Origin of the sequence: Methanosphaera cuniculi (assembly GCF_003149675.1) — an archaeon.
In the GTDB taxonomy this organism is placed as follows: domain Archaea; phylum Methanobacteriota; class Methanobacteria; order Methanobacteriales; family Methanobacteriaceae; genus Methanosphaera; species Methanosphaera cuniculi.
The window spans coordinates 1-14,853 of sequence record NZ_LWMS01000047.1; the positions used below are offsets into that span (position 1 = coordinate 1).

The following is a 14,853-nucleotide window of genomic DNA, read 5'->3' on the forward strand; positions in this document are numbered from 1 at the left end:
ATATAGTTATATATATAAATAAAAAATTACATATATAAATTCATAATATGTTATTTGGTATTTTTTAAATAAATATTATAATATAAAAGCATGAAGAGTGATGAGTTGAATTTTCTTTTAAACCCCAAAAATTAAGGATTTTGATAATTTTAAGAGATTAAATTTTTTTATATAGTTTTGTATCTTTTTTTATTATTGTAAAAAGATTTGAATAATTATTTTTTTTAAGAATTATAAACTGTTAATTTTTTTTAAAACTTAGTAGATTAATGGTTTTCTTAATTAATATAATGTTATACTATTTTCTTTTTATCTATTAAAAGAATAATTACTTTTAATCTAAATTATCATATTTTGGGTAATAAAAAATATGTTAAAAATTATAACACATTTTTTTTCTTAATTAAAAGAAAATTTAAAGACTTTATAATCTTTCGTTTTAAAAATAATTGAAATTAAAAAAAATAAAACAATGCTAAAAAAAATAAAATTTTATATCACATATATGGAGGAGAAATAATGGCAGATGTAGAAATTAAAGTTGAAAATATAGTAGCATCCGCAACTCTAGGTAAATCACTAGAACTACCTAGAATCGCACCTGCTTTAGAAAATGTAGAATACAACCTAGAACAATTCCCAGGACTTGTATTTAAACTTAAAGAACCTAAAACAGCTGCATTAATATTTGGATCTGGTAAACTAGTATGTACCGGAGCAAAATGTATTGAGGATTCAATTAAAGCAATTCACATGACAGTGGATAAAATAAGAGAATTAGATCCTGAAATACCAGAAGAATTTGAAATAAAAATTCAAAACATAGTAGCATCAGCAAACCTTGGAAAAGTATTAAACCTAGAAGCTGTAGCATTAGATCTTGAAAATACAGAATATGAACCAGAACAATTCCCTGGACTTGTATACAGACTTGAAGATCCAAAAGTAGTATTATTACTATTTGGTTCAGGAAAAGTTGTATGTACTGGAGCAAAAACAGCTGATCAAGCACAATTAGGTGTACAAAAAACAAAAGAACGTCTAATTGAATTATACTTAATTGAAGAATAGATCTGATCATTTGATCCAATATTAAGAGAATAATTTATTTATACTCCAGAAACATGACCACCAAAAATACTAAGAAAAAACTAAACTCCCAAATAAAATATAATTAATAAAATATGAAAAAATAAGAAAAAAGGGAAAACCCAAAAAATTCCTTTAGATAGAAAAAAAAATATATAATCAACAATAAATAATAAAAATGATAAATATTTTATAAAATAAAGGAAATTCATAAAAAAAACATATTTTCTTATTTTATTTTATTAAAAATGATATCGGTGATCTTTTGATTAAATTGGTAGTATTTGATCTAGATAATGTATTAATAGATACAGAAACAATAGATGAAATAGCAAAAATAAATGGTAATGAAAAAGAAATTAGTGACATAACATTACAAGCAATGCAAGGTAAAATTCCATTTGAAACATCCATCAGACGAAGAGTTAAAAAACTCGAAGGAATAAGTACTGATGAAATAGATGAGAGGATGAATAATATATCCCTAAATCCAGGAGCAAAACAAACAGCTACCCAACTAAAAGAATGGGGATATAAAATAGCAATCATCACAGGAAGTTTTGATGTAATAGCTTTAAAAGTAAAAGAATGGATAGGGGCAGATTATGCATTCTATAACACACTAGAAACTAAAGATGGCAAACTTACAGGAGAAGTGTCCGGACCACTTGTAACACAAAACAAAATAGATGTACTAAGAGAACTAGTTGACGAACTAGGAATAACTCTAGATGAATGTGCAACAATTGGAGATGGGGCAAATGACCTTGAAATGATAAAACATGCTAAAATTGGAATAGCATACAATGCAAAACCAATAGTTAAAGAACACGCAGATATACAAATCAACGAAAAAGACCTAAGGAAGGTACTTGATATAATGACAGACGAAGAAAAAATAACTAAAGAAGAAGTAGTAGAAACAACAGAAGAAGAAGTTCCTGTAGAAGATGTACAACAAGAAGAACAAGAAGCAGTAGAAGAAGCTGAAGAAAATGCAATTGACTACTCAAAACTTAACTTCCAACAATTACTACAAGTAAAAAGAGATCTTGAAGCAGATTTAACAGAACTTAAAAATGTACGTGACTCAATGAATGAAGATACAAAAGCATTCAGACAAGAACGTGACAAACTAAACCAAGAACTCAAAGACACTCTTAACACAGCTTTAGAAAAAAGAAATGAAAGAGACGAAATAAACAAAGAAGTTAAAAAATTCAAAGAACTCAGAAATGAGTGCAATGAAGAACTTAAAAAATCTGAATGGAACACAGGACGTAAAGAAATCTCAAACATACAAGCTGAAATCAACAAAATTGATAAAACAATACAAACTAAAGTATTAGACATCAGAAAAGAAAATGAGCTTGTAAAAAGAGTATCTGATTTAACAAAACAACTCAAAAAAATCCAAAGCAATGAAGAAGAAGCTGAAGATGCAGGCGACTTAAAAGAAAAATCAGAACAATACCACCAAAAAGTTGTAGAACTTTCAGATAAAGCACAAGCAGTACACGAAGATATGATTGAATACTTCAACAAAATTGATGGAATCCGTGAAAAAGCAGATGCAAAACACCAAGAATTCATCAACTCAAGAAATGCTGCAACAGCAAAACATGAAGAAGTAAAAGAAAAACTTACAGAAATCAGAAAAGTAAACAAATTCATGGATCAAGCAAAATCCAATTCCAGATCTAGAAAAGGTGGAGATGGAAAATCTGATGATGTACGTGAAAAAGAAGAAGCAGAAGAAATCTTCCAAAAATTCAAAGACGGTAAAAAACTTACTACTGAAGAATTCTTATTACTACAAAAATATAACATCATGTAGATGTATTTTTTGAAGAATAATAAAATTCATTTAAGAAGAAATTTTTTATTGCTTCTTTTTTAGTTAAAAAAAAATAAAAAAAAGAGAAGATCTAGTATAAATAAACTAAAAGGACTTTTAGTACTGGAATTTTTAAAAACTAGCAATTAAGGGAAAAAATAGTTTTTTAGCTAGAAATATTTAATAGTACTAAGAAAAAGTAAAACTTTATACTTAATTATCTTTTCTTCTTTTTTACTTTTTACTTAAAAATTAATCTCCAATTTCATAAAAGCTAATTTTTCATACTATTTTTTTTATTAATTTCCTAAATTTACTAAAGCTTATTTAATATACTAATTTTCTATTGATGATATTGCATTTTCCTTTTTAACTTTTATAATGTTATTTGATAATGCTTCCATTTCATCATCATGAGTTACTACAATCATCTGAGGAACTAGGTTAATTCTACTTATTATTTCAAGAAGAGAACTTCTACGTTCACTATCTAAGTGTATTGTAGGTTCATCTAAGATGAGTAGTTCCATACTTGATTTTGCTATTGTTTTTGCTATTGCAAGTCTAAGTGCTAATGCTATAACAATACGTTCTCCACCACTAAGTTGATCTAAGTTAAGATCTTCATTATGTGATTTAACTGTAATATTATAGTCACGATCAAGATTTACTGATGAATAGTCAAATCCAAATTCTTGGAAGATATTCATCGTGTTACGTTCTATTTGTGGTTTTACTTCTTCACGAAGATCACTTTGTACACCATCTTTACTATATGTTTGACGTATAATATCAAGAACTTTAATATAGTCTTGTGCAGATTGTGTTTCTTGTTTTATTTTATCAAGTTCTTCTATTTCACTGTTAATTTTATTTAGTGTTTGTTTGTTTAATTCGATTTCTTTTTCATTTACAGATAATTGTTTTTCATATTCGTTATTTTTATGATTTATATCATCATATAATTTCATAATTTGTTCATGTTGAATTTTATCATAATCTAATTTTATGAGTCTATTTTTAAAATCATCCATAGTGAGTGTTATATTTTTATGTTGATCTTTAAAGAGTTGTTGTTGTTTTATCATTGTATCTTTGTTCGTTACTTTTCCTTTAAGTCTATTTTGTTCATCTTTAAGTGATTCAAGGTAAGTAATTTGGTGTTTTAGATTATCACGTATTTTATGTTTCATTGTAATTTCATGAACTATGAGTTTTTGTTGATTAATATTATTGTTAATATTTTGTTGTTTTTGTATTAGTATATCAAGATTTGGTGCATTTTCTATAACTTGTGTTGATATTTTATATGATTCATAGTTTTCTTTAAGTTGATCAATTTGTATTTGTATATTTTTTAGATCTTCTTTACATTTATTGTATTCATCTTGTTTTTGTTGTATTTTAGGACATTCTGTTTTTCTTTGTTTATATTCATCTTTAAGTGTGTTAAATTCTTTTTCATCATCTGTATTTAATTTAAGATCAAAGTCAAATAGTTCATTATTGAGTTTTTCTTCATTTTCTAGTTTCTGGTTTAATTTTGCATTTTCAAGGCTTAATTTAGTATTTTGTTGTTCATAATTTTCTATTTGTTTTTTATATTGAGCTTCTAGTTGTTCATGTTTTTGGTGTGTTATTTCTGATTGACATATTGGACATGTGTCTGTTGTATTTTTAAGATCTTCTAGTGATTTTTTTGTAGATTCTATTAGATTTTGATTTGTTGTGATAATTGTCTTATTTTTTTGTATTTGTTCATTTAGTTTATGATAGTTTTCTGCTGATTTTTCTATTTTATCAGCCAGGTATTCTTTTATTTCACTCATGGTAGTAAATGATATGTGAAATTTACTTACTGCATTTATTATGTTGTTTTGTAGTTGTTTTTGTAGTGTGTCTCGTCTTTGTTTTAGATTTTCTATTTCTGCTTTTTTGATGTTATTTTGATTTACTTCTTCATTTAGTTTTTCACGTGTTTGTTGTAGTTGTTTTTGTTGTGTTTGTAGTTTGTTATATTTTTCATAGTCATCTTTTGTATTTTTTAATATTTGTTCATTTTTTTGTATTTCTGTTATTTGTTGAGTTATTGGAGTTAGTTGTGTTTGTTGGTTTTTTAGTTCACTATGTGCTTTATCTGCTTTTTTTAGATCTTCTAATGGTTGTATTTTAGTTTCTATTTCTTTTATTTTTTTTTCTTCATCTTCTATTTGTTGTATGGTTTTTGTTAAATCTTCAATTTGATTACTTGTTTTAATTAGTTCTTTTTGTTTGTGTTGTATGTCTGTGTTTATTGTGTTGTATTCATCTTTCTGGGTTTCTAGTTTTTGTAGTTTTTCTTTGTATGTTTTTATTTGTTGTTGTGTTTTTGTTATTTCATTTTCTAGTTTGTCATGTTCATCTTTTAGTTGTTTTATTTGTTGTTGTGTTTGTTTTTTGTTTTCTTGTTTTTCTTCATATCTGCTTAGTTCTCCTTTGTTATATTGTAGTGTATCTTCGTATTGTTTTATGATTTTTTGTATGTTATCATATGCTTTTTCAAGTGTTTCTATATTTAATAGTTTTGCAATTAGTTTTTTCTTCTCAGCAGGTGTTGCTTCTGTTAGTTTGGTTATTTCTCCTTGTTTTATGTATACTGCATTTTGAAATGAGTCATAGTCTATATTTAGGATGTTATTTACTTCTTCTTTTACTCCATCTGCTGTTTTTGATAGTAGGAATGGTTTTTCATCACTTATATCATGTAGTGATACAGTGGTTTTATTGCTTTTTCTTTGTCTTTTTATCTTGTAGGTTTTACCATTGTGTTTAAATGTAAGAGTTACACTCATCTTTTCTATTGTATCTTCATCATTTATGGGTTTTCGTATTGCTTCATCAAGTTTTGTGTTTAGTTTTCCAAATAATGCAAAGCTTATTGCTTCAAGTATTGATGATTTTCCTGACCCATTTTCTCCTAGTATGAGTGATATTCCTTGATCAAAGTCTATTGTACTGTTTTTATAGGATTTGAAGTTTTCAAGTTTTAATGTTTTTATAATCATCTAATATTCCTCTTTTTCATACTCATTTGTTTTCATCAATTTGGTATTGTTCTTTAAAGAAGTCTTCTGCTATTAGAAATGCTTCATCTATGTTTTCTGGAAGATTTTTATATAAGTTTATTCCAAGTGTTGCTATTTCTTCACTTCCAAGTTCTTGTGTTAATCTTTGGCGTATGAAGTATTCAGGTTCAAGATTCATTTCTTCATAACTTTCAATATCATCTGTCATATCATCTATTGGATTATATTCTATGCGTATATTAAGTGTTATATCATCAAGTTTTTCATGAATTTTCTCAGATACTTCTGATCTTTCAAAGTTTCCATGTCTAATATTAAGAATTACAACAGGAAGATTACTCTGATTTTCATCAATAATGTCTAATATTTCATCATGTAGTTTGTTAAGTGATATGTCAAGTTTTGGATAGTCTATATTACGTAAAATAAACTTACGTTTTAATTTTACATGTCTAAATTGGTAGTCTATTTCATCATTTACATGATCAATTGTAATAAGTGAATATCCTTTTGTTCTTCCATCATTGTATTCTTTAGCTTCAGCTTTTGATTTACGTTCTGTTGATCCTGGATATGAGAGTATTCCTCCTTTGAATCTGTCCTCTTTTTTCTGATGAATATGTCCCATTGCATAGTAGTTAAATCCTGCAGGTATCATGTCGAGTGTAAATTCTGGTTCTATTTCAAAGTATTTTTCTATTGATCCATGAAGCATAAGTATACGATATGGGTATTTCTCTGATTCTTCTTGTATTTTCATAAGTCGTTTTGCAACTGTTTTTTGGTATTCACGACCTAAAAATGGAAGACCTGCAAGATATATGTCATCATCAAGTACTACACTGTAATTTTTAGTAGATAGTATGTGAAAATTATCATTACTAAATAGTTCTTGTGGTATTGTTGTTTTTGATCTTTGCATCATATCATGATTTCCAGCAATAGCATATATTGGTATATTATGCTCTTTTAGTTTTTCAAATCCTCGTTGTGCTTCAAGAAGTGCTTTTATGGGAGGTTTAGAATGTTCAAATAAATCTCCTGCATGTATTACATAATCAACGTCTTGTTTTATTATGTCATCTATTATATTTCTGAATGCTTCATAAAAGTCTTCTTCACGTTCTATTAGTCCATACTGTCGATATCCAAGATGGGTATCAGCAATGTGTGCAATTTTAGTCATTTTAATTTATACTCCAAAATCATCTATTTCATCATCTTGTGATTCTATTTCTTCAACTTCTGTTTTTACTGCTTTTTCCCATTCTTTTAGGATATCAAGATCTGTTCCTACAATTTTTCCTTTAAATTCATCTATTTTTACCATTGTAGGAATATTTGTCATTTGTCCTAGAATTATTGCTTCTCCAATATTTAGTGATGGAAGTTGTTTTAGCAAATCATTACTTAAACTTTCACTACTTTTCTGGACATGTGATTGATCATTTGGTTCAACAAGACGTAGTATGATTAAGTTATTTACTTGTGATAGTGTTTCAGAATCTAGTGATTTTGGACTTTGACTAACTAGACATAATCCTACTCCAAATTTACGTCCTTCACGTGCTATTTTACTTATAATATATTTTGAATCTGTATTTCGTCTTTCTGATACTATCATGTGTGCTTCTTCTATTATACAAAATACTGGGAATTTAAGTTTTCCTTTTTTACGTTCTGTTAGTATTTCTGTTAGAGCATGTTTTACTATTATATCTACACCTTTTTCATCTACACTTCCAAGGCCAATGATATTAACACATCCTGGTTGTATAGTTTTAGTTATACTACTTTCATCATTTGAGCTAAATAAGTATCCATATCTGTTTTGTAATCCTTCGAGTTTAAATAGTACCTGGTTTACTGATTCATAGTGACTTTTATTTACTTCTTCTAGTTGATTTGCTTTATCAGATAAGAAGAATTTCATCTCTTCTATAAAGTTTATTGGTTCATCTTTTAGTTCTTTGGCATCTTCTACTTTTGCTTTTGCATAGTTATGTGCATCACGTAAGTATTTTTCCTGGTTTACTGCATTTTCTCCTACTTTTAGTAGTTTTTTATATTCTCCTATGCTTAGATTTTTAGGATTTATTTTTGGAGCTATTCTTTTTTTATTTCCGTTTTTAAATTCTATATTTCCGTATTCTGAGTGCATATCAAATACTAGCATTGTCCCATTTTTTGCTAGTAGTTGATCTATTATCACGGTTGTTGTGTTGGATTTTCCTGCTCCTGTCATTGCTAGTATTGCAAGGTGTCGTGATACCATTTTATTTACATCTACTTTTACATCAACTTCAGGTTGTGTTAGTACTGTTCCTATTTTTATTGCTTGATCTTTTTGGAATACTTTTTTAAGTTCGTCTATTTCAGCTTTTCTTATTGTTATTCCTGGAGGTGCTGGTATTCTTGGTATTTGTAGGTTTTCTATGTCTCCTAGTATCATCACTTCTCCTCTTACGTAGTGTTCAAGATCTCCTTCTAGTTCATTTATTTTTTCAACTAGATCTGGGTTTCTTATGTCTGATTCTAGCATTATGCTTCCACGATTTAGTGATGATATCATTCCAAGTATTGTTTGGTTGTTATATTCTATACATACATATTCTCCTACTGCTGATAGGTCTTTTGATATGAATTCTAGGCTTCCTGTTTCTGTTTCTCCAATTGATCTTCCGATTATTTTTGTCATGTTATTCCTCCATAAAAGTATTTTTTTTATTTATTTTTCTAGCATGTCACGTCCTGTTTTTTCATAAATTCCTAATCTTTTCATGATCTTATACATATCTTCTTGTTTTATTACTACATCATCATGTGCTCGTTTTAAAATATATGGATATCCATTAAGACTTATTGAGTTTATATCATCAAGTATACTTTTAATCTTATCTTCATCTTCAGATATATCATAGGGTAGTTCTATTTTTAAAACATTTCCACGTTTATCAAGCCGTGTGAAAAATGTAGTGTATACAATATTTGTAAGATCCTTATGTATAGGTAGTTGTACATGTATAGAATCATCAGATGTTGTACGTAGAGGTCTTATATCTGTTAGTTTCATTGGTGTTGTATATCCAGGATTTTCACATGTATATTCAACAGCAGCTGCATCTGGTATTTGTTGATTAAATTGTTGTTGTGTACTGCTTGTTTTTGATATTCCAACAATTTTATGTGAAAATTTTTTAAGAAGATAATTAAGACATGTTAGCTGTTCAAGTGTTTGCATGTATGATATTATACTATTTAAGTCTTCAATCTCTTCTTTAAGTTTAAATTTATAGATTTGTTTTATTTTTTCTATGATTTCATCTTGTTGTGTTATACTTTTAACTTCTATTGGAAAGTTACCACTATATATTTCTATTTCGATTTGTTTTGCCCATTGTTGTAAGCATTTTTTAATATATGGTGAAAATTTTGGATTTGATGTTTGATATATGGTTCCACTTATCATTCCATCAAGTAGCATATAGTCAATATCAGGGTATCTTTGTAGTGTGTCTATTGTACTTTTAAGTTCTAGTATGTTCATTTGTTGTGAGAGTATTTCACGGATATTTCGAGTTTTTGTTGATGATATTAGATTTATGTCTCCTGCTGATGATTCTTTTGTTATTTTAGTTTTAGGATTATATATTATGGTTTGACTTGCTATTGCATATACAAATGCTGCCATTAGCTTTTTATTGTTATAACTTCCATCTATTGCTGCAAATGTCTTTGTTGGTGTTTCTGTTTTTGGATTGTATTCATGGAATTCTTTTTGTATTTTATCTATATCTATATTTTCACCAATTGTATTAAAAAAATTTGTAATATCTTTCTGGTTTAGTATTGTTTTTTCAAGTAAAATATCAAGCATTAGATATTATTCCTCCAAAGCGGGTATAAATTAGTTTATTTTTAGTGTTTCTTTCTTTTTTTTTAATTATAGTTATAAATTATATTACTTTATTTGAATTTGTATTTTTTTTTCTTATTATTATGATTATATTTTTTATTAAATATGAAAATTATTTATATATTATTTTTTTTTTAACTCTGTTAATTTCTTTTTAATAATTGAAATTGTAAATTTATAAAAATTATATTTAACATAAATGATTATTACATGAAAAAAATTAAATTTAAATTTTAGGTTTTAATATATATGCAGATAATAACTAAAAATGAAAATAAAATTCTTTTATTAATTAAAAATAATCTTACCAAGTATCCTGAAAGTATTTCATATGATACAATTCGTGAAATTCTTGACATGTCAGAAACTGAGGTTGTAGATCTTCTTAAATCCTTAGAAGATAAGAAGTTTGTATATGTTGATTCATCAGATAAAATTGTTACATATAATGATTTAAATCAAGAAGTTAAGACTGTTGAAGATAAATCAGCATTAAAGAAATATATGTTAAATAAGACTGAAGAAGATGCTTATGAAATTATAAAACAACTTATTGAAAAATATGAAGGTTATGCTCCATGTTATATTGTTGAAGGTGAACTACTTTATGGTGATCTTAAATTATCACCTAAAAAGACGTATAATAACATTGTATCTCTTGAAAATCAGGATCTTATTAAGAAAATTAAGCGTGTTGATGGTGAATATTATACAATATAATATTTTATCTTTATAAAATTTAATCTTCTTTTTTACTTTTTTTTTAATCTTTTTTTTATAAAATTAATCCTCAATATGGAAAAATGAATAATTATAAAAAGAGGAGTACTTACTTAATTAACGTACTCCTGTCATTTTTCTTAAAATTGGTATTCTTTCAAAGACTTTTAGAATCAATAATAGAACTGTTATTGTTATTATTGTAAATATTGGTACCATGATAAATGGTGATATGTTAATATTAAATCCATGTGTATAAAATATATTTATTAATAGTATATTTGCAAGATAAATTCCATAGCTGTAAATACTTAGTGTGGTTATGTGTTTTGTAATTGTTGGTTCATACTTTTTAAATAACTTCTTATAATCAATATTTTTAAGAATTATAAATAATCCTGTTGCTTCTAGTGCTGCATTTAGTGTAAGATCTCCTAGTTTTATGAAAAGATAATTATTAGCACCATCGATATATGATGTTGTTATAAATCCTACCATTGTCATAACAGCTCCTATTAGAAATATTAATAATCCAAACTTTGGACTCATTAAGTACTTATTACGAGTTATGTCAAGGTAGTATCCTAATATAAAGTATCCTATAAATCCTGTGAAGAATTTAAGATAATCAACTAGTAAGAAGTTTATATTAGTCATATTAAGTGTTAAAAGAAATAGCCATATTACTAAAAAATAGCTTATTTCTCTTTTTGTAGCTGCAGTTACCCATGTTGATATTACTGGGGATATTATGTATACACCTACTATCATGTAAATAAACCAGAATTGAACAGTAAGTATTGTTGGATCAAGAAGTGCTGCACCTAAAAAGTTTAGTATGTTTGATATGTTCATCATGTAGCTTATTCCATATTCTTTAAACATTTTTATGAAAAAGTAAACTATAAACCATAAAAGTATGGGATAAGTACACGTTTTAGTCGTCTTGGTAAATCTTCAATGAGTTGTCTTTTTTTAAGTAGTAGAACTCCTGATGCCATTACAAATACAATTATACTAAATCGTACTAGTGATTCTAAAACTGAGGCTTGAAGCCAGAGTGAAGAACCTACTGGTGAATTTGTTAGGTATCTTGAAGTTAAGTGTATGATTATTACACCTATGATTCCAAAAGCTTTAAGATAATCAATATAGGCTATTCTTTCCATTTTTAATCATTTAAAGCTTGGTTTTTATTTTATGATTATTTCATGTGGTTAATTTTACAAAAAATTCAAGAAATGTAAAATTAATTTTAAATCAAATATCATTAATAATATATTTTGTTTTAATTCGTATTTAAATTTATCTTTTTAAATAAAAACAAATACATAATACTTGTTATTAAAAATAGTATATTTTAAAGGTATATTTAAAAACTTATAGATATACAAACCATAAAATTAGATAAATACAGAATTAAAATAAGAAAAAAAGTTTTATTAAAAAAAAGTATTCTAATTTTTTTTTAAGTTTATAAAATTAAAAAAAAATAAAAAGTTGGGTGGTTAGAAAAGTTTTTTTTATGTCCAACTATTTGGATTATATTCAGATGGTGGAATATACATAACTTCAGCATATCCTTTTTGAAGAAGTTCTTGATTTAAGTTTTTACCATCAACATATACAATACCAAGAACACGACCATACTTATCATAATTCTTAGCACTATCAACATCAATAGTTACTTGTTTATTAAGACATTGACTTTTAACAAAATCCTTAGCTTCCTTATATCCATCTTCTCCACGTTCTGGTGTGTTAACTCCTACAAATCTGATACGACCTACATTTTCAACATCAATTGTATCCCCATCAATAACCTTGATACATTGACCTGTAACATTAGATCCATCAATAGTAACAGTAGTTGTAGGATAATTACTAGTATTTGGAGCCCATGCACTTACAGATAAAAGTGAACTTGCGCATGCTACAAGAACAAGTAATCCAATTAAATACTTCCTATTAATTTTCATTATTTTTTTCACATCATTATGTTTATTTTATTCATCTAGCAAATTTAAAAGCTCTATTTTTTCTAAATAAAATTTATAAGAATAAATTAAACTTTTAAACTTCAAATAAAAAATATTAATTATATTTTTTTAGTGCTATTAGTTATATTTAATAACAAACATATATTTATAATAATTTAAAAAAAAGACATAAAAAAATAAAAATAGAAATTTTTTTCTAAATACACAATTTCATGGAGTTTGATAAATTTGATATTAATCGTAGGTGGAGCAGGATACATAGGATCACACGTAAATAAAGCACTAAATGAAGCAGGATATGAAACAATCATACTTGATAATCTAAGTTATGGACACAAAGAATCAATAAAATGGGGAACATTCGTAAAATGTGACTTAGCAGATGTTAATAAGGTAGATGAAATATTCACAAAATATGATATAACAGCAGTAATGCATTTCTCATCATTCATAGATGTAGGAGAATCAGTAACTAATCCTGAAAAATACTACTACAACAACGTAGTAAACACAATGAACTTACTACATGTAATGCTAAAACATGATGTTAAAAAATTCATATTCTCATCAACATGTGCAACATATGGAATACCACAAAAAATACCACTAGTAGAAGATCATCCACAAAATCCAATAAATCCATATGGAATGACCAAACTAATGGTAGAAAAAATCTTACATGACTATGATGAAGCATATGGACTAAAATCAGTAATACTAAGATACTTCAATGCATCAGGAGCAGATAAAACAGCAGAAATTGGTGAATGGCATAACCCAGAAACACACCTAATACCACTAATACTAGATGCAGCACTAGGAAAACGTGAAGATATCAAAATATTTGGAACAGACTATGATACACCAGATGGAACATGTATACGAGATTATATCCACGTAACAGATCTTGCTGATGCACACATCAGATCACTAAAATACCTAGAAGATAACAATGAATCTAACCAATTTAACCTCGGAAATGGACTAGGATTTTCAGTCCGTGAAGTAATAGAATCTGTGAAAAATGTAACAGGTCGTGATTTTAAAGTAACAGAAACCACCAGACGCGAAGGAGATCCAGCAATACTAATAGGAAGTTCAGAAAAAGCAAATAAAATACTAGGATGGAATCCACAATACACAAATATAGACCAAATAGTAGAAACTGCATGGAAATGGCATCAAAAACTAAATCAGGAATAAACACGATGACAAACACAGTATGTAGCGTAGTTGTAACATATAATCGTAAAAACCTTTTAGTTAAATGTATTGATGCTTTAATAAATCAAGAACTAAAACCTGATGCAATATACATAGTAGACAACAATTCAACAGATCAAACACAACAAACACTATATGAACACAAATACATAGATGAGATGATAAATGAAAACAGTTCCAATATACAACAAACAGAAAAAAACTATGAAAATATCATCATACGATATATTCATTTACCTGAAAATGTTGGAGGAGCTGGAGGATTCTATGAAGGTGTAAAACAAGCACATGAAGATCAATATGACTGGGTATGGATAATGGATGATGATGCCTATCCTACCTTAACATGTCTTAAAAATCTACAACCCTACTATAACTTACCTGACATATCTGCTCTTGCAAGTTTAAAAGTAGATATGGATGATAACATACTATATCATCACAGAGGATATTTTAACTTCGAAAAAGGTTTACCAATACAAGAACATATAACAGATGAAGATCTAAAAGAAGATGTTATTGATGTTGATATGGTATCATTTGTAGGATTACTTTTAAAATCAACAGCAATAGATAAGATAGGATATCCAAAACGTGAATTTTTCATACATACAGATGATCTAGAATACTGCATACGCCTGCGTCAAGTAGGTAAAATCAAGCTAATAAAAAATAGTATAATAAAACATGCAGAAGGAAGTGTGAAAGGAACATATACTAAGAAAGTATTAAATATTAAAGCCAAACGAAGACCATATGATAAACTCTGGATAAACTACTATATGCAAAGAAACCTAATATGGCTAGGACGAAAATATACAAAAAACAAAACATCACTATATACAACAATACTAAAAAACTATCTACTAACAGTAATGGGAATAATAGTATTTGATGATCATAAATACAAAAGACTAAAATTCTTTACAAATGCATACATTGATGGGCTAACATCACACTTTGATAATAAAAAACCCCGAAAAATATTATATGAATAAAAGA

At 27.0% G+C, this 14,853-nt stretch carries 10 protein-coding genes and 1 pseudogene; 5 read left to right on the plus strand and 6 right to left on the minus strand.

Going from position 1 to position 14,853, the window contains the following annotated elements; all coding sequences use genetic code 11:
- The first annotated feature begins 519 nt into the window (after window positions 1-519).
- Both MSCUN_RS07645 and serB read left to right on the plus strand, forming a co-directional pair.
- Window positions 520-1,071 (plus strand): TATA-box-binding protein, encoded by a 552-nt coding sequence (locus MSCUN_RS07645; RefSeq protein WP_095608958.1) that lies wholly within the window; start codon window positions 520-522, stop codon window positions 1,069-1,071.
- A 292-nt stretch (window positions 1,072-1,363) separates the two neighbouring features.
- Window positions 1,364-2,926, plus strand: coding sequence for a phosphoserine phosphatase SerB (gene serB, locus MSCUN_RS07650; RefSeq protein ID WP_245837661.1), 1,563 nt, complete (start codon window positions 1,364-1,366; stop codon window positions 2,924-2,926).
- 335 nt (window positions 2,927-3,261) lie between these two features.
- On the opposite strand, the gene MSCUN_RS07655 is transcribed toward serB, so the two are convergent.
- The 4 genes from MSCUN_RS07655 to MSCUN_RS07670 are packed head-to-tail and all read right to left on the minus strand — an operon-like array spanning window position 3,262 to window position 9,868.
- On the minus strand, window positions 3,262-5,970 hold the full coding sequence (locus MSCUN_RS07655; protein WP_095608960.1) for an AAA family ATPase: 2,709 nt from the start codon (window positions 5,968-5,970) through the stop codon (window positions 3,262-3,264).
- 22 nt (window positions 5,971-5,992) lie between these two features.
- Complete coding sequence (locus tag MSCUN_RS07660) at window positions 5,993-7,177, minus strand: metallophosphoesterase family protein (RefSeq protein ID WP_095608961.1); 1,185 nt, start codon at window positions 7,175-7,177, stop codon at window positions 5,993-5,995.
- A gap of 6 nt (window positions 7,178-7,183) precedes the next feature.
- A complete protein-coding gene (locus MSCUN_RS07665; RefSeq protein WP_095608962.1) occupies window positions 7,184-8,689 on the minus strand; it encodes a helicase HerA-like domain-containing protein in 1,506 nt (501 codons plus the stop codon).
- Between the two features lie 30 nt (window positions 8,690-8,719).
- The gene (locus MSCUN_RS07670) at window positions 8,720-9,868 is read right to left on the minus strand and encodes a DNA double-strand break repair nuclease NurA (RefSeq protein ID WP_095608963.1); all 1,149 of its coding nucleotides are present in this window, start codon (window positions 9,866-9,868) and stop codon (window positions 8,720-8,722) included.
- A gap of 288 nt (window positions 9,869-10,156) precedes the next feature.
- Between MSCUN_RS07670 and MSCUN_RS07675 the strand changes: the two genes are divergently transcribed.
- Window positions 10,157-10,627, plus strand: coding sequence for a hypothetical protein (locus MSCUN_RS07675; RefSeq protein ID WP_095608964.1), 471 nt, complete (start codon window positions 10,157-10,159; stop codon window positions 10,625-10,627).
- A 117-nt stretch (window positions 10,628-10,744) separates the two neighbouring features.
- On the opposite strand, the pseudogene MSCUN_RS07680 reads toward MSCUN_RS07675, so the two are convergent.
- Both MSCUN_RS07680 and MSCUN_RS07690 read right to left on the minus strand, forming a co-directional pair.
- A pseudogene (locus tag MSCUN_RS07680) lies at window positions 10,745-11,796 on the minus strand (acyltransferase).
- A gap of 354 nt (window positions 11,797-12,150) precedes the next feature.
- Entirely contained in the window at window positions 12,151-12,606 is a 456-nt protein-coding gene (locus MSCUN_RS07690) for a thermonuclease family protein (protein WP_095608967.1), read from the minus strand.
- Window positions 12,607-12,855: 249 nt separating this feature from the next.
- On the opposite strand from MSCUN_RS07690, the gene galE reads away from it, so the two are divergent.
- A complete protein-coding gene (gene galE, locus MSCUN_RS07695) occupies window positions 12,856-13,830 on the plus strand; it encodes a UDP-glucose 4-epimerase GalE (RefSeq protein WP_095608968.1) in 975 nt (324 codons plus the stop codon).
- Window positions 13,752-14,849 (plus strand): glycosyltransferase family 2 protein, encoded by a 1,098-nt coding sequence (locus MSCUN_RS07700; protein ID WP_095608969.1) that lies wholly within the window; start codon window positions 13,752-13,754, stop codon window positions 14,847-14,849. The genes galE and MSCUN_RS07700 overlap by 79 nt, the downstream gene beginning before the upstream one ends.
- The last annotated feature ends 4 nt before the right edge of the window (window positions 14,850-14,853 follow it).

Coding starts and splice junctions, on each gene's coding strand:
- MSCUN_RS07690 (WP_095608967.1), bottom strand. CDS start 12,606: ATGAAAATTAATAGGAAGTATTTAATTGGATTACTTGTTCTTGTAGCA.
- MSCUN_RS07670 (WP_095608963.1), bottom strand. CDS start 9,868: ATGCTTGATATTTTACTTGAAAAAACAATACTAAACCAGAAAGATATT.
- MSCUN_RS07645 (WP_095608958.1), top strand. CDS start 520: ATGGCAGATGTAGAAATTAAAGTTGAAAATATAGTAGCATCCGCAACT.
- MSCUN_RS07675 (WP_095608964.1), top strand. CDS start 10,157: ATGCAGATAATAACTAAAAATGAAAATAAAATTCTTTTATTAATTAAA.
- MSCUN_RS07660 (WP_095608961.1), bottom strand. CDS start 7,177: ATGACTAAAATTGCACACATTGCTGATACCCATCTTGGATATCGACAG.
- MSCUN_RS07700 (WP_095608969.1), top strand. CDS start 13,752: ATGGAATCCACAATACACAAATATAGACCAAATAGTAGAAACTGCATG.
- MSCUN_RS07665 (WP_095608962.1), bottom strand. CDS start 8,689: ATGACAAAAATAATCGGAAGATCAATTGGAGAAACAGAAACAGGAAGC.
- MSCUN_RS07655 (WP_095608960.1), bottom strand. CDS start 5,970: ATGATTATAAAAACATTAAAACTTGAAAACTTCAAATCCTATAAAAAC.